General features: G+C 69.1%; 14 protein-coding genes and 3 pseudogenes. 9 read left to right on the forward strand and 8 right to left on the reverse strand.

Translation table 11 applies throughout. From position 1 onward, the window contains the following. Nucleotides 1–351 precede the first annotated feature (351 nt). Together OHA19_RS40980 and OHA19_RS40985 are read left to right on the forward strand one after the other, a co-directional pair. Nucleotides 352–1185: a hypothetical protein gene (locus OHA19_RS40980; RefSeq protein WP_405753449.1), complete on the forward strand. Its 834-nt coding sequence runs from the start codon at nt 352–354 to the stop codon at nt 1183–1185. A 54-nt stretch (nt 1186–1239) separates the two neighbouring features. Beyond that, nucleotides 1240–1398: pseudogene (locus OHA19_RS40985) on the forward strand (IS5/IS1182 family transposase); the annotation flags it as partial. A 701-nt stretch (nt 1399–2099) separates the two neighbouring features. Here OHA19_RS40985 and OHA19_RS40990 read toward each other — a convergent pair. Beyond that, complete coding sequence (locus tag OHA19_RS40990) at nt 2100–3557, reverse strand: NF041680 family putative transposase (RefSeq protein ID WP_331749007.1); 1458 nt, start codon at nt 3555–3557, stop codon at nt 2100–2102. A 166-nt stretch (nt 3558–3723) separates the two neighbouring features. Between OHA19_RS40990 and OHA19_RS40995 the strand changes: the two genes are divergently transcribed. Both OHA19_RS40995 and OHA19_RS41000 read left to right on the forward strand, forming a co-directional pair. After that, nucleotides 3724–4613 (forward strand): IS5 family transposase gene (locus OHA19_RS40995; RefSeq protein ID WP_405753451.1). Its coding sequence is split into 2 segments (ribosomal slippage): nt 3724–4072 and nt 4072–4613, totalling 891 coding nucleotides; the frame shifts between segments, so codons are not numbered across the junction. Nucleotides 4614–4775: 162 nt separating this feature from the next. Next, nucleotides 4776–6232 (forward strand): annotated as a pseudogene (locus OHA19_RS41000) (NF041680 family putative transposase). A gap of 22 nt (nt 6233–6254) precedes the next feature. Here the strand turns inward: OHA19_RS41000 and OHA19_RS41005 are convergent. Beyond that, nucleotides 6255–6632 (reverse strand): hypothetical protein, encoded by a 378-nt coding sequence (locus OHA19_RS41005; protein WP_331754277.1) that lies wholly within the window; start codon nt 6630–6632, stop codon nt 6255–6257. Between the two features lie 269 nt (nt 6633–6901). On the opposite strand from OHA19_RS41005, the gene OHA19_RS41010 reads away from it, so the two are divergent. Continuing rightward, nucleotides 6902–8044, forward strand: a complete 1143-nt coding sequence (locus OHA19_RS41010) for a hypothetical protein (protein ID WP_331754279.1) — start codon at nt 6902–6904, stop codon at nt 8042–8044. Nucleotides 8045–8082: 38 nt separating this feature from the next. Here the strand turns inward: OHA19_RS41010 and OHA19_RS41015 are convergent, their stop codons facing one another. Genes OHA19_RS41015 through OHA19_RS41030 form a run of 4 tightly spaced genes read right to left on the reverse strand, consistent with a single transcriptional unit; the run spans nt 8083 to nt 11263 of the window. Next, on the reverse strand, nt 8083–8592 hold the full coding sequence (locus OHA19_RS41015) for a DUF6262 family protein (protein ID WP_405753452.1): 510 nt from the start codon (nt 8590–8592) through the stop codon (nt 8083–8085). An 8-nt stretch (nt 8593–8600) separates the two neighbouring features. Then, nucleotides 8601–9188, reverse strand: a complete 588-nt coding sequence (locus OHA19_RS41020) for a hypothetical protein (RefSeq protein WP_331754285.1) — start codon at nt 9186–9188, stop codon at nt 8601–8603. A gap of 30 nt (nt 9189–9218) precedes the next feature. After that, entirely contained in the window at nt 9219–11090 is a 1872-nt protein-coding gene (locus tag OHA19_RS41025; protein ID WP_331754288.1) for a hypothetical protein, read from the reverse strand. Continuing rightward, on the reverse strand, nt 11087–11263 hold the full coding sequence (locus tag OHA19_RS41030; protein ID WP_405753453.1) for a hypothetical protein: 177 nt from the start codon (nt 11261–11263) through the stop codon (nt 11087–11089). The genes OHA19_RS41025 and OHA19_RS41030 overlap by 4 nt, the downstream gene beginning before the upstream one ends. Nucleotides 11264–12126: 863 nt before the next feature. On the opposite strand from OHA19_RS41030, the gene OHA19_RS41035 reads away from it, so the two are divergent. After that, the gene (locus tag OHA19_RS41035; RefSeq protein WP_405753454.1) at nt 12127–12489 is read left to right on the forward strand and encodes an alpha/beta fold hydrolase; all 363 of its coding nucleotides are present in this window, start codon (nt 12127–12129) and stop codon (nt 12487–12489) included. Nucleotides 12490–12742: 253 nt separating this feature from the next. Beyond that, nucleotides 12743–13264, forward strand: a complete 522-nt coding sequence (locus OHA19_RS41040) for an alpha/beta hydrolase (RefSeq protein WP_405753455.1) — start codon at nt 12743–12745, stop codon at nt 13262–13264. A 289-nt stretch (nt 13265–13553) separates the two neighbouring features. Here the strand turns inward: OHA19_RS41040 and OHA19_RS41045 are convergent, their stop codons facing one another. Continuing rightward, nucleotides 13554–15767, reverse strand: a complete 2214-nt coding sequence (locus tag OHA19_RS41045; RefSeq protein ID WP_331754703.1) for an MMPL family transporter — start codon at nt 15765–15767, stop codon at nt 13554–13556. Nucleotides 15768–16014: 247 nt separating this feature from the next. Here OHA19_RS41045 and OHA19_RS41050 point away from each other — a divergent pair, with 247 nt between their 5' ends. Both OHA19_RS41050 and OHA19_RS41055 read left to right on the forward strand, forming a co-directional pair. After that, nucleotides 16015–17241, forward strand: coding sequence for a sensor histidine kinase (locus tag OHA19_RS41050; RefSeq protein WP_331754293.1), 1227 nt, complete (start codon nt 16015–16017; stop codon nt 17239–17241). Continuing rightward, nucleotides 17238–17960: a response regulator transcription factor gene (locus OHA19_RS41055; protein ID WP_331750125.1), complete on the forward strand. Its 723-nt coding sequence runs from the start codon at nt 17238–17240 to the stop codon at nt 17958–17960. Before OHA19_RS41050 ends, OHA19_RS41055 begins: the two co-directional genes overlap by 4 nt. A gap of 245 nt (nt 17961–18205) precedes the next feature. Here the strand turns inward: OHA19_RS41055 and OHA19_RS41060 are convergent. Next, nucleotides 18206–18373, reverse strand: a pseudogene (locus OHA19_RS41060) (response regulator transcription factor); the annotation flags it as partial. Nucleotides 18374–18514: the final 141 nt, after the last annotated feature.

The following is an 18514-nucleotide window of genomic DNA, read 5'->3' on the forward strand; positions in this document are numbered from 1 at the left end:
CCCGGACGAGAACCGGTCCTCACGGCCGCCGCGGCCGGACAGGGCCCCTAACCCATGCGGCCGGCCGTCGTTGAACGGGCCAGGAGACGAGTTGGAGGCCGGGATGGATGCCGCGGACCTGGGGATCACCACCCCAGCGTCAATCCCGCAGCCAATTCGCGAAGCTTCGAATCACTCATGCTCGGCTGATTAGGTGGACCACAGTTCTTTCCGCATGCGCATATGAGCCTATCCCTTCCGCCGGTGCCGTACTTTCTCAAAAAAGTGCCTTAGGGCACAGGCTCCCCTATGAACCGAAGGGACATCATGTCTGTTCGCACGTCAATCAGGCGCGTCGCTCAGGTCGCCAGCATGGGCATCGCCATCGCCGTCGGTGCGCCTGCATTTCCGGCGACCGCGCAGCCGGCCCCGTTCGTCGCCTGCAACGAGAGTGCCCTGTCAACGGCTATCACAATGGCCAACGCCGCACCGTCTGCCACGCTGTCACTCGCCCCGGACTGCGTGTACAACCTGACAATGCGGCTACCGGACGTGACTGGAAACATCAAAATCAACGCGAATGGTGACACCATCACCCGCGACACCGGGGCGTCAGCCTTCCGTATTCTCACGGTCTCAGGCCATCTCACCCTGAACAACGCAACCGTCTCCAACGGGAACGCCGCCGGCGAGAGTCCGAACTTCGGCGGGGGCATCGGCGTGATCGGCTCAGGTTCTCTTACCGTGAACCGGAGCAACATCGTCAACAACAGCGCTGCTTTCTCCGGCGGGATCGGCGGCCTTTCAAACACGACAATCACCGTCGACCGCACCACCATCACGGACAACACGGTTACACAGAGGGGTGGTGGATTCATCGCTGACGGCGTCGGGACCATCACCAACAGTCGAGTTATCGGAAACAGCGCCGGAAATCAGGGGGGAGGAATCGCCAACGCAGGAGGCCAGTTGACGGTCCGGAACAGCAACATCAACGAAAACAGCGCGGGTGATGGTGGTGGGATCGTCAATCTCAGCGGCACCGTCGATCTGATCCGGTCCAACGTCAATAGCAACACGGCCACAGACGGCGTAGGCGCTGGCGGCATTCTCAGGACCGGCGGCACAGTCAGCCTCAACAACAGCCGTGTCCGCGGCAACGTGCCGACGAACTGTGCGGGCACAGTACCCGGCTGTACCGGTTGAAGCAATGCCGCGCCAGGGCCTCCCGACTTCACCGGCGCTCCGCGTCACCTCGGGGAGTCCGGCGCGAAGGCCGCCGTGGGCAAGACCATGACGTTTGCCGACGGCGGCTATCCGGGCACCGGGCTCGTGACGCCCCACCGCCGCCGCAAAGGCGAAGACCTGCCCGGCTGGAAAAAGGCCCACAACAAGTCCCACATGCAGGTCCGCGCCCGCACCGGGCGGTGAAACACCGCGGCTCGTACGGTCGGTCATGAGTGCCCTGACAGGACGGTGCTCCTGGGATGGCCCCGCGGTCACTTCGCACGTTCCGCAGGGCCACCCCACCCGTCAGGTCAGAGCATCCAAACGTGACTGCCGGCCACCCTGGCGGCCACGGCCCCCGTCAGCACGACGAGGCCCGTCCACGGGACCTTGTTCACACTGACACGTGAAACCTGCGGGCCCTGAACTCCACCTCGGGCCGCGGCCCTTCCTTCCTCTTCCCGGACTCGTGGGCTGTCGTGCGCTCGCTCATGGAACTCCTCCTTGTCCATGCCGCATGGGTGCCGTGCGCCATGTGACGGCACTCTGGAACAGAGGAGGGTTAGCAGCGCAACTCAGCCCTGGCCTGCAGCTTTCCCAGATAGCGCAGGCACCTGTCTCAGGTTGTCGGGGCAATGCCCGGATGACTGGTCGGGCGGGCACAGAGCGTGACACGTCCTCAGGTACCGGGACCTGTTCATGTCCGGCGTGGTCAACGGGGCGGCGTCTTGTTGCGACTCGGTGTCGCACGCGCGACGCCGCCCCGGGTCGTAGCGAATCGAGGTGCGGTCGGGGCAGTGTGGGCACGGCAGGGCCGTCCGAAACGGCCTCGGTGTCCAGTCAGCCGTCATTCCTGGAGATCTGTTCCCGCCGGGCAGCTGCTAGCTTGATCTTTAACCTGTGCGGCGTGGACGTGGGGTCGTTGGCTTCTTCGTTCGTCGCTTTGCGGGGGCCGTTTTGCCGACCGTGTGCACGTCGTGGCGTGGGGTTGGCCGGGTGTTCTTGCGGCCGGGTGGCCGGCCTGGGCCGGGGTGGGAGGATTTCGGTGCTCCGGCGGGACAGGCTGCCTTGGGGCGGAGGTGCCGGTAATCGCGGCGGACTCGTGCGGGGGTGAGTCTGTCGGGCGGGCTCGGTTTCTCCCACGGCCGCCGGAGGTCGGCTGCCAGCGGGCGGGCCAGACGTAGCTGGGTGAAGACGGCGAGGATCAGCCAGGTCCAGCGGTCGGCTGCTTCGGGGGTGCGGATCTTGGGGCAGGTCCAGCCCAGGGTCTGCTTGAAGAGGCGGAAGGTGTGCTCGATGTCGAAGCGCCGCAGGAATGCCTGCCAGAGCAGGTCGACCTGGGTGGCGGTGGCGTCGGTGCCCGACCACCACAGCCACACCGGCTTCGGTGTCGCGCCGCTGGGCAGGTGCTCGACCTGCAGGCGGATCACGGTCCCCTCGATGACCGGCAGGGAGCCCAGCTGGGCGGTCCAGGCCGAGCGGTGGGTCAGTCTCGGGTGGAGCCGGTCCCAGGCCCGTGCGGTGGCGGTGCCGTAGAGACGGGTTGCGGTCACCGTCTGCGCGTCGGGTGTGTTCCAGGTGGTCGGGTCGCCGAAGACGAACTCGCCGCCGTGGCGGGGCGGGCGGCCCCGGGCGCCGGGCTCGCGGGGCGGGACTGCACGGCGCAGGACGCGGTCCGAACGCATCCGGCCCAGCACCTGCACCGGCAGATCCTTCAGCAGGAAGGCCAGCCGTGGCACGTCGTATCCGGCGTCCACCACGATCAGAACGTCCGGATCGCCGTCCTTCCACTGCCCGGCCGCCATCAGCCGCTCGACGAGCTCACGCATCTGCCCGGCCGTGACCGTGGCAGCATCATCCCCCGGGGCCAGACGCAGCGCGTCCAGCGGCGCCGTCCACGAACTGCGGCCCGTCTCCAGTGCGCAGATCACCGAGTACGGCCAGCCGGGCACGGGAATGTGCTGGTCCTTGCCCCGCCCGTAGGTGTGACACAGGATCCGCTGCGGTGAGGTGTGCGCGCTGGGCCGCAGCCAGCAGGTGATATCGGCGGCCAGGACCAGCCGGCCGTCCGCCGATCGCGGCAGAGGCACCGCGGTCAGGGCCCGCCGAAGCCGGGCCACATCGACCTCGCCCGCGGCCAGAGCGTCGTAGAGCCCACCATGCCCGCGACGATGCTCGCCCACCAGCGACAGCTCCACCAGCGACCGGACCGGACCATCGGCGCACAACACGGCGTCCGCGAGCTCGAACAACGCATCCGCCCGCCTGGTCAGACAGGAATAGAACTCACCCCGGAAGCGTGACAGTTCCGCAAACGGATCCTGCCGTACGACGCGATGCGACAGACTCATTCCCACGGCCTTCGTGCTGAGTGTTGTGTGTTCCTTGGTCGGATCACATGCTCAGACGAAGGCCGCCTGCACGTACGGCAGTTACCGGTCCGAGTGATCAAGTACGAGGACTCGTTCGGGCCCCGGGGTTAAAGATCAAGCTAAGGCTTGTCTGATAATTGATCTTGTGGCAGGTCGAGGTGAGTTGACGGACGCGGCGTGGGAGCGAATAGATCCGCTGTTGCCGCAGGTGGACGGGCGTGGCCGTCCGTGGCGTGATCACCGGCAGGTGGTCAACGGTGTGTTGTGGCGGCTGCGGACCGGGGCCCCGTGGCGCGACCTGCCCGAGCGGTACGGGCCGTGGCAGACCGTCTACGAGCGTTTCGCCCGCTGGGGGGCGGACGGCACGTGGGCAAGGTTGCTGGAACAGGTGCAGGTCCGTGACGACGCGGTGGGCCGGGTGGAGTGGACCGTCTCGGTCGACTCCACGGTCAACCGTGCCCACCAGCACGCTGCCGGCGCCCGCAAAAAGGGGATGCGGACGCGGACGAACTGGACGATCCGGGCCGCTCGCAGACGCGCCAGGCCCTCGGCCGGTCCCGAGGCGGGCTGACAACCAAGGTCCACCTCGCCGTCGACGGCCGGGGCCTGCCCTTGTCCATCGTGCTCACGCCCGGGAACGTCAACGATGCCACCGCGTTCGGCGAGGTCCTCGACGGGATCCGTATCCCGCGCGTCGTCACGGGGCGCCCGCGCACGACGCCGGAGCGCGTGCTGGGCGACAAGGCCTATTCGAGCCGGGCGATCCGCCACCTGCTGCGGCGCCGCGGAGTCGCTGCCACGATCCCCGAACGCCGTGACCAGGCGGCCAACCGCCAACGCCGAGGGCGCCTCGGCGGCCGCCCGCCCGCCTTCGACAAGGAGATTTACCGCGACCGCAACGTGGTCGAACGATGTTTCGCCCGCCTCAAGCAGTTCCGCGCGATCTCGACCAGATTCGACAAGCTCGCCGATCGCTACCGCGCCGGAATCGTCCTGGCCTCCCTGATCCTCTGGCTCCGCGAACCAGCCAGGTGATCATTTGTCAGACACGCCCTAGCTTGATCTTTAACCCCGGGGCCCGAACGAGTCCTCGTACTTGATCACTCGGACCGGTAACTGCCGTACGTGCAGGCGGCCTTCGTCTGAGCATGTGATCCGACCAAGGAACACACAACACTCAGCACGAAGGCCGTGGGAATGAGTCTGTCGCATCGCGTCGTACGGCAGGATCCGTTTGCGGAACTGTCACGCTTCCGGGGTGAGTTCTATTCCTGTCTGACCAGGCGGGCGGATGCGTTGTTCGAGCTCGCGGACGCCGTGTTGTGCGCCGATGGTCCGGTCCGGTCGCTGGTGGAGCTGTCGCTGGTGGGCGAGCATCGTCGCGGGCATGGTGGGCTCTACGACGCTCTGGCCGCGGGCGAGGTCGATGTGGCCCGGCTTCGGCGGGCCCTGACCGCGGTGCCTCTGCCGCGATCGGCGGACGGCCGGCTGGTCCTGGCCGCCGATATCACCTGCTGGCTGCGGCCCAGCGCGCACACCTCACCGCAGCGGATCCTGTGTCACACCTACGGGCGGGGCAAGGACCAGCACATTCCCGTGCCCGGCTGGCCGTACTCGGTGATCTGCGCACTGGAGACGGGCCGCAGTTCGTGGACGGCGCCGCTGGACGCGCTGCGTCTGGCCCCGGGGATGATGCTGCCACGGTCACGGCCGGGCAGATGCGTGAGCTCGTCGAGCGGCTGATGGCGGCCGGGCAGTGGAAGGACGGCGATCCGGACGTTCTGATCGTGGTGGACGCCGGATACGACGTGCCACGGCTGGCCTTCCTGCTGAAGGATCTGCCGGTGCAGGTGCTGGGCCGGATGCGTTCGGACCGCGTCCTGCGCCGTGCAGTCCCGCCCCGCGAGCCCGGCGCCCGGGGCCGCCCGCCCCGCCACGGCGGCGAGTTCGTCTTCGGCGACCCGACCACCTGGAACACACCCGACGCGCAGACGGTGACCGCAACCCGTCTCTACGGCACCGCCACCGCACGGGCCTGGGACCGGCTCCACCCGAGACTGACCCACCGCTCGGCCTGGACCGCCCAGCTGGGCTCCCTGCCGGTGATCGAGGGGACCGTGATCCGCCTGCAGGTCGAGCACCTGCCCAGCGGCGCGACACCGAAGCCGGTGTGGCTGTGGTGGTCGGGCACCGACGCCACCGCCACCCAGGTCGACCTGCTCTGGCAGGCATTCCTGCGGCGCTTCGACATCGAGCACACCTTCCGCCTCTTCAAGCAGACCCTGGGCTGGACCTGCCCCAAGATCCGCACCCCCGAAGCAGCCGACCGCTGGACCTGGCTGATCCTCGCCGTCTTCACCCAGCTACGTCTGGCCCGCCCGCTGGCAGCCGACCTCCGGCGGCCGTGGGAGAAACCGAGCCCGCCCGACAGACTCACCCCCGCACGAGTCCGCCGCGATTACCGGCACCTCCGCCCCAAGGCAGCCTGTCCCGCCGGAGCACCGAAATCCTCCCACCCCGGCCCAGGCCGGCCACCCGGCCGCAAGAACACCCGGCCAACCCCACGCCACGACGTGCACACGGTCGGCAAAACGGCCCCCGCAAAGCGACGAACGAAGAAGCCAACGACCCCACGTCCACGCCGCACAGGTTAAAGATCAAGCTAGTAGTGCTTGGTCAGGTTGGTATCGGGGTGGGCATGTTGCGGTGGCAGGTGGGGCAGGCACCGGTCCACACCGCGAGGAGGATCTGTAGCTCGCGGACGACTTGGTAGAGGCTCAGGCCGGTGCCGCGTCTTTTGGGGCCCGGGCCAGTCGCTGCAGGGTGCAGAAGGCATGGGCGACGGAGACGAGGGTGACGTGATGGTGCCAGCCGCCCCAGGTCCGGATGCTGCAGGACGTCCCAGAAGATGTAGGAGGCCGGGTACCGGGCCGCCAGGGCGCGGGCCCGGGTCACGGATGACGCGGCCCGTGACTGCGCCGCGGCGAAGTCGAACCGGCCGTCCCGCCAGATCACCGCCTCGCCGTCCAGCACCGTGCCGGGGCGCAGTTCCATGTTCTCTTGGGGTCGGACTGTTGCGCGGGTTCGGCAGGGGTAGGTCTGCGCAGATCAGCGCTGTTTCCATCCACCGTATCGAGTGCAACAGGTGTGGTGCTATCCCTGGTTTGGGTGGTGCTGGCGCCTGATAGGGGTCGCAATGTCCTCGCTGGCAGGATGACGAAGCCGAAAGTTGCCGGGGGGTTTAACAACGGCGTTGCGCTGGCGGAACGCCGCTCGGCGCAGAATTCTGCATGGTCTTGGCCCGGCCGTGCGAGGATCCGCCGATGCCCTCACCTCTGGAGGTCGCCCTTCCCGCATCCGCCGAGATCGAGGCACTGCTCACGGCCTCCGTCGGCGCCCGGACCACCATCGAGCGCATCGAGCCGCTGCACCATCCCTGGGTGCTGCGCGCCCACCTGGCGGAGGCGACCGGACTCCCCGAAACGGTCATCGTGAAATGCCTCCGCCCCGAGGGATACGGCCTCCGCTCTGCTGAGGAGCTGACGCGGTGCGAGCACGCCGCGCTCGCCTTCATCGCCGACGACCTCCGCCTCGACCTCGCACCAGGTCTGCACGCCGCCTCACCGGACTCCCGCCTGCTCGTGCTGGAGGACCTGTACCCGCGCACCGAACTGGCCGAACTGCTGCACCGCGACGGCCACACCCCGGCCCTGGACGCCGAACTGACCGCCTTCGCCTCCTCGATGGGCGAGCTGGCCGCCGCATCCGCTGGCCGCGCCGCGCTGTTCAACGCCCGCCGCACGGCACTGGGCACCGGCGCTGACCGGCTGGGCGACTGGGAACACGCCTACACCGGCCTCTGGCGGAACGGGCTCGCCCGGGCCGCCGCCTTCGGCGTCCCGCTGCCCGCCGCCGCGGAGCGCGATCTGGAAGCGGCCGTGGCCGAACTGGCAGATCCCGGCCCATTCCTGGCCCTGACCAACGGCGACACCGAGTCACACAACTTCCTGACCGGGCCGAGCGGCGGCGGCCGGCTGATCGACTTCGAGGGGGCGGGCTTCCGCCATGCCCTCACCGCCGCGACCAGCTTCGCCGTCCCCGGCCCGAACTGGTTGGGAGTATCGGGACCGGGACAGGTCGAGGCGTTCCGCCGAGCCCTTGCCCGGACGGTCCCCGAGGCCGAGGACGACCAGCGGTTCGGCTTCGGCCTGGCTTCGGCTTCCATGGTCTGGGTGATGATGCGCACCGGCCGGCTCAAGACGCTGGACGCACACAGCCCCGGCAACGACTCCCGCACCCAGATGGTGGCCTTGCTGGAATCCGGAGCCCGCACCGCCGAGGCGCACCGGGTACTCCCCCACCTGGCGGCCTGGTGCCGGTCCACGGCGGCCCTGCTGCGCCGCCGCTGGCCCGACACCGACATCGACACCGCCGCCGTCGCCCCCTACACCTGGCGTGAACGGTAGCGCGGAGAGCCGGGCGGTCACCGCCGTGGAGGTGCCGATCATCCGCAGTGGTTCAGGGCTCGGGTGAGTTCGCGGTTGGCTGCCCGGGACGCTTCGAGTTCCTCGGTTGGCTCATCGAGTGTGCCCTGCTTGTCTGCGAGCTCCTGTTCCAGTGTGGTGATGCGGCGCTGGAGCTGATCAATGTCAGGGGTTGCTCCGAGACCTGGTTCGGCCCAGACCGCTTCCCCCAGGGCTTGCGACAGCCGGGTCTCCAACTGCCGGACTCGGACGGCCAGGCGTTTGTTGCGTTCCAGGGAGTTGGCCAGGTCGGCGTGAAGCGATGCCCGGCTCACTGCCGTGATCTGCCCGTCTGTGGCGGCTGGTGTGCGGGCGGCGGCGTGGATGCGTTCGAGCAGGTCGCGGTGGCGGTAGAGGAAGGTGCGGTCGACCCGTGCGGTGCGGGCGAGTCCGGAGACGGTGATGTCTCCACCCGCCTTGACCGCGCTGTCGAGGGCGGTGAGGACCCGTTCGCGGCGCCGGGTCGAGTCGGCCCGTCTACCTTCGGCCATGGGGGTGGTCATCCGGCGGACCTCTCGGGACGGAGCTTGGACAGGTTCGGGGCGATGCGGAGCATGCCCAGGGAAACGACACGGCGGGTGCGGCGCACGACGGCGACGGCCTCCCGAATTTGGGCGCGGTCCTCGTCCGTGAGCTCGTCCAGGTCGCCACGGACCCGTCGGATCAGGTGCCGGACGCGGGTGATCTCCTCATCGGACGGCGTCGCCTCGGTGGTGGCCCAGGCGTCTGCGGCGAACGCGGCGAGGCGTTCGCGGCTTCGCAGCAGGTCCGCGAGGTATGCCTCCAGGTCGGGGAGGTAGGAGACGTCGGTGCGGAAGTGGCTGCATCCCACGCAGCGGAACCGGACGGGGCAGTCGTGGCCGCCGGCGGCCACGTTGGATGGTTCCGTGCACAGTCCGTAGGGCACAGCGACTTCGCCGACTGCGCGGCGGGCATGTTCGGAGTCCAGGAGGAGCTGGGCCTGGCGCCAGATCCTGTTGCCGTGCCGGTCAAACTGCATCGCGGTGACCCGTTCGACCGCCTCGCGACGCCGCTTCTCGCCAACGCGGTAGTACCCCTGTGTCGTGCTGAGCTGTCGGTGGTCCATCATCAGTTCTTTGAGGACGTCGGGGGCGACTCAGGCGTCGGCGTGGCGCTGGGCATAACTGTGCCGGTAGGCGTAGAGGAAGATCCTGGCCTTGTCGAACAGGATCTGCTCCGTTGCGCGACGGCCATCGGTGTCGACGGTGACGGAGATGTGGAATTCGGGGAGCCCGGTGACCCAGGCGCGGTGCCAGGCGGAGATCAGCCCCTCCCCGATGGACTTGGCGCCGTGCGGGTTGCGCATCTGGGTGGGCAGCAGGGCCAGGTCCCCGGCCGGGGTATCGGGGAACCGTGCGCGTACCACGTTCTGCTGCTTGGTGATCAGGGCGGCGGTGGCTGCGGCGATGGGCAGACGGCGTTGCCGGCGATGGGACTTGTGGTTGTCGTAGACAAGAACGGGGCTCCCGTCATCGTCCGCGGTCAGGCAGTCCCACGGGAGGCGGCTGATCTCCTGCGGCCGTCGGCCGGTGTCGATGATGAGTTCCACCGCGGTCCTGACGAACGGCGGCGCGATGGCGTCGAGGGCATCAAGATGCGAGCACAGCTGCTGCATGACCTCCGCAGGCAGGTCCTTGCCGGCTTCGGAATCCTCCGGCTCATCGGGGATGTCCTCGTCCCTGAAGACGAAGTCGTTCGGAAGTCCGGCCAAGGGCCGGCCGGGGCCGGACAGTCCGAGCGAGCGCATGCGCCGCAGGACCTGGCGGCACTTCGTGACGAGCTTGTGGCGCCCGTCGACCGACAGGTCGCCCTCGTCCTGCAGGAACGCCGCCCGGTGCAGGAAGGCCACAATGTCCGGCCGTCCGAGCCGGCTGGGATCGATGCCGTGGTCGTCCCGGTGTAGCCACAGGCTCTCGGAGAGCTTGCCCAAGCTCCGCAGGCCGCCTTGGACGGTGCTGTACACACGGGGGCCGCGATGCAGAAGGAGGTCCTGGACGGCCCACTCCTTGGCGGCCTCGCGCAGCCAGGGCTGGCTGATGCCGGTGAACCTCAGCGAGCCGCCGAGCCCGAACACCGACAGGTCCCAGGCGTCCTTGAAGCGCTCGGTCTCCGGCGAGGCGCCGATCCTGTCGATGCTGGCTGAGAACGTGGCGACGAGCTGGTGCTGCAGACGCGTGAGGCCGGTGAGATCAATCTCAGCCAGCGAACCGGCCTGCTGGCGCCGCGCGGTGTTGACCAGCGGTCTGAGGCTGTGGTCCTTGGTCTTCGCCCCGGAGCGATTGCGCTCCTGCAGGCCGAAGACGACTTCCGCGGCCAGCAGCTCGGGCAGGCCGAGCAGACTGATCTCACCGGTGATAGTGACCGGGCTGGCCGTACCCTTCCACGTCTCCTCATCGACGCGGCTACCGCTACGTCGTTCGGTGGCTCGCCGGTTACGGTGCGCCATGCAGTAGGACGTGCGCTCGTAGTCCTTCTGCCGGTCGCACGAACGGACCTGGCAGATCCCGAACGACGGTAGCGCGACCACGCCGGGCCGGCGGACGAACTGTTCCACGGATAGTCCGCTGACCCGCTGTTGATGCAGATGTGCGTAGCAGAACGGCTCTCGATTGCTCTTGCACGGCCTCGGGCAGGCCGAAACCCGGCAGGCGTCCTTACCGATGTAGCGCCAGGTGCGTGTCGCCGTAGCCAAGAAGTCGTCCACGGACTGTCCGGACCGCAGCCAGTGTTCGTTGCACGTGTCGCACAACTGGTGAGCCATCGCGAACTTGAACGACGTCTTGCGGCAGCCCCGGACCCGGCAGGATTCCCCGCCGAGCTGGACGTGATCCACGGGGAAGATCAGTCTGCGAGCGGTCTGGTCCCACTGCATCAGCTCCAAGAACGACGGCTCGATCGCCGCCAGCACCCGCCTGAGCCGGGGGCCCTGCGGTTCGGCAGCGCCGATTTCCTGCACGGCAACGGTCACAGCTGTGCCTCCGTGCCGGAGGAGAGCCGCGGCGAGGAGACCCGTTCTACGGCGTCCCGCAGACGGGACCGGATCGGATGCAGGTAGGGGCGGGCCGACTCAGGATGCTTCTGGCCCAACAGGGCCTGGACCTCGTCCAGCTTGCCTCCGGCATCCGCGACATTGCTGGCCATAGCGTGACGGCACATGCGCGGGGTGATCAGCCGTCCGAGACCGGCCCGCCGGGACAACGACTCGCACATCTCCCCGAGCGCACCCGTTGTGACGGGGGGTACCGAAGGGCGGGCGGAAAAGGTTGACGAGGAGAAAGTCACTGCCCGCCGGTCCCAACAACTCGTTGTGCTCCAGGACGTACTGGTCGAATGCCTGCACCACGAGGAAGTCCACCGGCATGACCCACGACTTCCTCGACTTCGACCAGGCACCGTTCTCGTTCTGCCGACGGACGACATGCATGTGGGCGCCCTCGATATCGCAGCCCAGCGAACGCGAATCCATCATCAGGTGCGGATCGGTCCGGCGAAGCCCCGCTGCCTGACCCGGCCGGAGCCCGACACGGGACAGCAGAAGCAGCGTCAGCCGGTCCCGGGCCGACCGGCAGGCCAGGAACATCGCGACGATCTCCTCATCGCTCGCCCGGTCGATACCGGTCTAAGGAACGCACGCATTCGTACTCCCACTCCACGAGTCGATCGCAACGATCCACCGCAGAGCCACACCCCCAGAGAACCGTCGTGACACCCTCAACGAGGAGGCGGAGCACGACGTCACACCACAGTCAGTGAACCCGTAGAGAATCCATGCCGGCGACGGCCAGGTCCATCCAGTGCTGGGTGACGACCCTGCCGGACCGGGCGTACAGCACGAGGCACTGTCACGTTGTTGGGTGGGTGTCTGACGGCGTGACAGGGTGTGGTGCGGTCGGGTTCCGGCTGTGTGCTCAGGGTGTGGTGGGCAGGCCGGTGGCGCCGGTGATCTGCTCCCAGATGGTGAAGCGGACGGTCATTTCGGCGCGGTAGTCGGGTGCGGCCATGAGGTGGCGGCGGGGACCCCGCTGGACTGCGGTCTGCCCGTCGGCACCAATCTCTTCTCGGCTGGCCACAGCCGGGCGAGCTTCGAGCGCCAGGTCGCCCTCCAGAAGGACCTGGCCGGCAAGTGCCGGGCCACCAACGCCTCCGTGCTGCCGCACGTCACCACCCGCAACACGGCCTGCGACATGGACGTCATCCGCGGCGCGCTCGACGAGAAGAAGATCTCCTACTTCGGCTACTCGTACGGCACCTACCTGGGCACCGTCTACACCCAGATGTTCCCCGGCCGCACCGACCGCATGGTCCTGGACGGCGCCATCGACCCACGCAAGTTCGGCCCCCCGGCTGCTCCGGGAGGTCGTCGGTGAGAACGAGCAGGCGCTCGCCGACTGGGCCTCTTGGGCTGCCGCCCGCAACGACACCTACGGCCTCGGCCGCACCCGCGCCCAGGTCCTTGCCACCATCGACCGCGTCATCAGGGCATCCGCGCGCGCACCGCTGACCGTCGGCAGCGCCCCGGATGCCTTCCAACTTGACGACACCCAGACCCCGTTCCTCCTGCTCGCCGGCCTCGACAGCGACACCGACGCGTCCCGCGCGGCCCTCGGCGAGCAGGTGTCCGTGCTGAACGAGGCCGCGGCCGGGCAGCCGACCCGGCTGTCACCGCAGTTCGCCGGGCTGCTGCGGTTCGCACTGACCGGCGAGCAGTCACACCACGGCAGTGTGCAGTCCGCGGTCATCTGCGGGGACGTGGCGGCCCCGCGCGACCCCGAGGTCTACTGGCGGGCCATCGAGCGCAGCCGCGCCGCGTACCCGCGCTTCGGCGCGCTGGCCAACAACATCGGCCCGTGCGCCTTCTGGAACCGGCCCCGCGAGAAGCCCACCCAGGTGAAGCACGACACCAAGGCGCTGATCGTGTCCGCCACCGGCGACACCCGCACCGCCCACAAGGGTGCCGTTGCCCTGCACGGCCTGCTGCCGAGCTCCAAGCTGATCACCCTCAAGGGTGCGAACCGGCACGCGATCTACGGACTGTACGAGAACGTATGCGTCGACAACAAGGTCAACCAGTACCTGGCCACCGGCCGGCTACCTGCCAACGACCGGACCTGCTCCAAGCAAGCCGGGCTTCAGCCCAGGTGAGCACACATTCCTTGATCAGGAACTTCCTTCAAGAGGAGCCACACCCATCTTGAGCGGGCCCGCGAGCGACTTTCCGACCCAGTGTCCGGGTTCGGGGGCCCGCATCAGCACAGTGCGGATGAATATCGATCGGGGCGAACCTGTCTGGGCCGGGCGCGATTTCCAGCGGGCTTCAAGGGTGTTTCTGACGGCTCTTGAAACATCTGGTGGCTGTCACGGGTGCGCGCGCTCAACCATGCGAGGCCGCACCGGAGAGGTGAGGTGCTCACGGGTCACCTGAGCCGTTCGGTCAGTCCGCCATCATGACCCGGTCGGGTTCCGAGGCAGGTGCGTTCGCACGGTGCTGCGGGTGGCCGCCCTTGGTGGGCCGTGGGCAGACCGGCCACCAGATGCTCCGTCCGAGGAGTGCGGTGAGGGCGGGGACCAGCACCAGCGAGAGGACGAGCGCGGAGAGCAGGATTCCGAGCGTCATCGCGAAGGCGATCTGCTCGTTGCCCGGGGTCGTGGCGAGGGTGGCGAAGGAGCCGGCAAGGACCAGGCCTGCGGTCGCGATGGCCGGTGTCGTGTGCTGCACCGCGCGGGCCACGGCGGCGCAGGCCGGGCCCGGTCGCTGCATTTCCTCCCGGATCCGGTCGCTGATCAGGATGTTGTAGTCGGTGCCCAGTGCCACGACGAACAGAAACAGCACGAGCGGGAGGGAGAAGTTGACGCCCGGCTTGCCGAGGACGTGCTGGAAGAGCAGGGTGGCGGCGCCGAGGGTGGCGGCGAAGCCGAGCCCGACGGAGAGCATCAGGATCACCGGTGCGAGCAGGCTGCGCAGGAGCAGCAGGAGGATCAGCGCGATCAGTGCGGCCGCGACCGGGAACACGATCTTCAGGTCGTGGTCGACGGCGGTGGAGATGTCGGCGTAGATCGCCGCCGTTCCGCCCACGTGTGCCGTCGTTCCGGCGGGTGTGTGCTGGGCGACCGCTGCCCGTACGGGTCCGGAGGCCAGGTCGCGGGCCTGCTGGCTCTGCGGGTCCGCGGTCGGGTAGAGGTCGATCCGGGCGGCGCGGTGGTCCTTGTTCAGGACGGTCGGTGCGACCTGGCCCACGCCCCTGACTTGGGTGAGAGCACGGGAGAGGCCGTCGAGCCGGCCTGCGGTGAGGGTGCCGCCGTCAGTGGCGGTGACGAAGACGCTCGTCGGGTCCGACACTCCGGCCGGCAGCGCACGGGATATCTCGGTCTCGGTGGCCGCCGCAGGGGTCTTGGCAGCGGCGTTGTCCTGGCCGTAGTCCATGCGGATCCCGATCAGTCCGGCGGCAAGCGCGGCAAGCAGGGCGACGGAGGCGAACGTCATTGTCATCGGTCGTCGTGCGACCTGCGCCGCGAAGCGGGCGGCACGGCCCTCGTCGGGCTCGTGGCCAAGGGCTTTGGAGGGCCAGAACATCTTGCGCCCGGCGGCCGCGAGCAGCGCCGGCAGCAGGGTGAGGCTGCCGAGCAGCATCACCAGGACCGCGACGGCGATGGCGGGGCCCAGCGAGCGGAACTGGCCGAAGGTCGCCACGCCCAGCGTGGCGAACCCGGCCACGATGGTCAGCGCCGCCGAGGTGATCGCGGTGCCCACCCGTCCCGAGACCTGCCCGGCCGCCTCGCGGGCGGACTGCTCCGGCCGGGCGCGCAGTTGCTCGCGGAAGCGGAACAGCAGGAACAGCAGGTAGTCGATACCGATGCCGAGCAGGACCACGCTGATCAGATCAGGGGTGCCCGCGTCGAGCTTGCGCCCGGTGAGTATCGCGGCACCCGCGACGGCTCCCCCCGCCACGCCGATGATCATGGCGACCGCGACCAGCGGCAGCAGGGCCGCCAGCACGCTGCGGAACACCAGCACGTTGATCAGCAGGATGAGCCCCATGAGGAGGGCGCCCCCGACCTTCGCGGCGGTCTCGTGGGAATCGGTGGTGTCGACGGTGTCGGCGAGACTTCCGGTGAAGCCGGTGCGCATCCCCGCCTCGGAGAACTGCGTCCGGGCGGCGTCCCGGAAGGCCCGGTAGACGCCCTGGACCCCCTTGTCCGTACGGTTCCCGATCAGCTCGACGGAGAGCAGTTCGAAACTCCGGTCGGGTGCCACCATCGCCGGGGCTATCCGGGGTGTCTGGGAGCGGTCCGGGACCAGGAATTTCGGTCTGTCGTCCTCCCTGGGCATGATCACCCGGCGCTGCGCCAGCTTCGCCGCCTCGGCCTCGACCCGCTTCTGGTCGGCGGCGCCGAGAGCCTTGCCGTCGGACCGGGCGACCAGCATCGTCACGGTGGTGGCGTCGGGGTTCACCCCGAACTGTTCCTCGGCGATCTCCAGGGCGGCGGCCGAGTCGTAGCTCTTGGGCAGGAAATCCCCGGTCTGGTTCTGGGTGACGCGGCCGATCAGTGTCGGGGCCAAGGCGCTCAGCACGACACCCAGCACCGCCCAGAGGGCGATGACTTTCCACGGGTGTCTGGTGGAGTATCCGGTCAGGGCGCGGATCACGATGTCCTCCGGCGGACGGACTTGCATGCGGACGTCTGCCGGGGGCTCCCGGCCGGTATCCAGACCATCACCCCGAGGGGCCGGGAAGCGTCCTGGCAGCGGATGATCCGGGCCGGGGCCCTGGGTCCTGCCCCGGCCAGGTACCAGGACCCAGGTCCTGGTCCCCATCCTGGTCGCGGGCCGCGAGCTGCAGCTGCTGTGCAACTCTGTACCGGAGGCCGTAGGGCCGGACACAGGGAGAACAGACATGCGCAGGCGCCGACACATCGGGCCCGGCGATGCCCGGGAGCCGCTGCACATCGACAGCGCCGGGCCGCCGTGGTCCCGCAACGACGCGCTCGTGACTGGCGGGGCCTGCGCGATGAACCTGCTCAGTTACGTGTTCTTCGACGACCCCGGCGGCCGATACGCCGTGAGCGTGGCCGGGTTCCTCCTCGTCGCGCTGGCAGCCCTGCCGCTGCTCGTCCGGCGCAGTCACCCGGTGGTGGCGCTCGCTGCCGTACTGGCACTCGACACGACAGCCACCCTGACCGCGCCGCTGCCCAGACACTTCGGTGCCGTCCTGCTGGTCGCCCTGTACTCAGTCGCCAGGGCCTGCACCGGCCGGGTGACAGCGGTCGCGGCCGTCGCGACGGTGTCGCTGACGTTGCTGAGCCAGAGCCATGGCCGGATTCCGCCCTGGCAGGACGCCGCTTTCACGCCCCTCTCCGCCCTGATCGTCGTCGGCACCGCCATGGCGGTCAACCGCTGGCAGCGGGAGGTGGCGGCGAACCGCAGACTTCTCGCCGACCGGGCGGTGGCCGACGAACGTCGGCGCATCGCACGGGAGCTGCACGACATCGTGGCCCACCACATCACCACCATGCAGCTGATGGCCGGCGGAGCCCGGGCCAACCTCGCCCGACCGGAGGTGGTCCGGGACGCCCTGGTCACCCTGGAATCCTCCGGGCGGCTCGCCCTGCGCGAGATGCGCCAGCTCCTCGATGTGCTGCGGGCCGGTGACGAACCGGAGTCCGCGCCGTCGCAGCCCCAGCCGGGCGTCGACGACCTCGACCGTCTGGTGGCCGAATCCCGCCTTGCCGGACTGCCGGCCGAGTTCAGCGTCCACGGGCCGCAGCGCCCACTGCCGCCGACCGTCGGCCTCACGGTGTTCAGGGTCACCCAGGAAGCCCTCACCAACGCCCGCAAGTACGCGGGGACTGCCCACGCGTCCGTACGGCTGACGTATCGCCAGGATCGGGTCACCGTCGAAGTGCGGGACGACGGTGGGAGCACACCGCCGCAGGAGGGGGCGTCGTCGGTGGGTTCGGGCGGTTACGGCCTGATCGGCATGCGCGAGCGCGTCGCCCTGCACGGCGGCACCCTCGCCGTCGGCCCGCAGGCCGACGGTGGGTTCGCGGTGGTTGCCGACCTGCCGCTGACCACGGACGAGGCGGCCGAAGCAGCCGTCCAGCACGATGGGGCACACCGATGACCGGGACCCGGCCGAACACATCGAGGATCAGAGTGCTGATTGCGGACGACCAGCCGCTGGTCCGGCGCGGCCTGTCGCTGATCCTCTCCCCCGACCCGTCCTTCGAGGTCGTGGGAGAGGCCGAGGACGGCGCGCAGGCTGTCGCCCTCGCCCGCCGGCTGCGCCCCGACGTCGTGGTGATGGACATCCGGATGCCCGTCCTCGACGGTGTCGGCGCGACCGGGGAACTCGCCGCCACCGTGCCCGGCTGCCGGGTCCTGGCCCTCAGCACCTTCGACATGGACGAGTACGTCGTGGGTGCCCTGCGCGCCGGAGCCTGCGGGTTCCTGCCCAAAGACAGCTCGCCGGAGGACCTAAGCGCGGCGATCCGCACCGTCCACGCAGGCGAGGCCGTCGTCGCGCCGCGTCTGCTCACCCGGCTGATCTCCACCTACGTACGGGCCCCTCACAGCGCGTCGCGGCCACTCCCCACCGACCTGGGCGAACTCACACCCCGGGAGGTCGAGGTGTGGCGTCTGATGGCCACCGGTCTCGACAACGCCGAGATCGCCCACGACCTGCACATCAGCGTCTCCACGGTCAAAAACTACATCACCAGCATCTTCGGCAAGCTCGACGTCCGTGACCGCGCCCAGGCGGTCATCGCGGCCTACGAATCGGGGCTGGTCACCGCCCGCACGGCAACCGGCGACCCGCGCGGAGACGGAAACACCGCATAGCCGGGCCGACCTGTGCGCTCACTGCTTGCACAGGGTGGTGTCGAGGAGGGCCGGGCCATCGGCGGTGCCTCCCGAAACTCCTACGCGGCCGACTGCTCCCGCCGCGAGGGCGGGTAACTCCCCAAGCTCCCATAGCTGGGCCTGCCTTGGGGTCGGGAGGCGTCCAGCGCGTGGCCTGCCCCGGACGCTGGTTCAGCGGCACAGGGAGGCCGGGTCAGGCCACCTGATGTCGCGTCAGCCCGCGCCCCGGGCACGACCAGGCCGGTTTCGTACGCGATCACCACCGCGTGGGTCCGGTTCTGCGCGCCGAGCCTGGTCAGCACGTTCCCGACGTGGGGCTTCATCGTCTCCAGGCTCACCGTGAGCGACTCCGCGATCTCCGGGTTGGACAGGCCGGTGGCCATCAAGCGCACGCGGCGGGCGCGGCGCTGTTTGGTGAGCCAGATACTGAGGGCTTTGGCGTCTGCGCCGTCGGAGGTCTCGGAGGGGCTCAGGTGGCCGTGGTGATCGTGATAAATGCGGGCAGCGGCAAGACCCGAGGCGAAAGGCCCGGC

Source organism: Streptomyces sp. NBC_00012, assembly GCF_045040875.1.
Taxonomy (GTDB): Bacteria; Actinomycetota; Actinomycetes; order Streptomycetales; family Streptomycetaceae; genus Streptomyces.

What these genes read in the sequence shown, in the direction of transcription:
- OHA19_RS41005 (WP_331754277.1), bottom strand. Translation starts at nt 6,632, where the DNA reads ATGGAACTGCGCCCCGGCACGGTGCTGGACGGCGAGGCGGTGATCTGG.
- OHA19_RS41030 (WP_405753453.1), bottom strand. Translation starts at nt 11,263, where the DNA reads ATGGCCAGCAATGTCGCGGATGCCGGAGGCAAGCTGGACGAGGTCCAG.
- OHA19_RS41050 (WP_331754293.1), top strand. Translation starts at nt 16,015, where the DNA reads ATGCGCAGGCGCCGACACATCGGGCCCGGCGATGCCCGGGAGCCGCTG.
- OHA19_RS40990 (WP_331749007.1), bottom strand. Translation starts at nt 3,557, where the DNA reads ATGAGTCTGTCGCATCGCGTCGTACGGCAGGATCCGTTTGCGGAACTG.
- OHA19_RS41020 (WP_331754285.1), bottom strand. Translation starts at nt 9,188, where the DNA reads ATGGACCACCGACAGCTCAGCACGACACAGGGGTACTACCGCGTTGGC.
- OHA19_RS41015 (WP_405753452.1), bottom strand. Translation starts at nt 8,592, where the DNA reads ATGGCCGAAGGTAGACGGGCCGACTCGACCCGGCGCCGCGAACGGGTC.
- OHA19_RS40980 (WP_405753449.1), top strand. Translation starts at nt 352, where the DNA reads ATGGGCATCGCCATCGCCGTCGGTGCGCCTGCATTTCCGGCGACCGCG.
- OHA19_RS41055 (WP_331750125.1), top strand. Translation starts at nt 17,238, where the DNA reads ATGACCGGGACCCGGCCGAACACATCGAGGATCAGAGTGCTGATTGCG.
- OHA19_RS41010 (WP_331754279.1), top strand. Translation starts at nt 6,902, where the DNA reads ATGCCCTCACCTCTGGAGGTCGCCCTTCCCGCATCCGCCGAGATCGAG.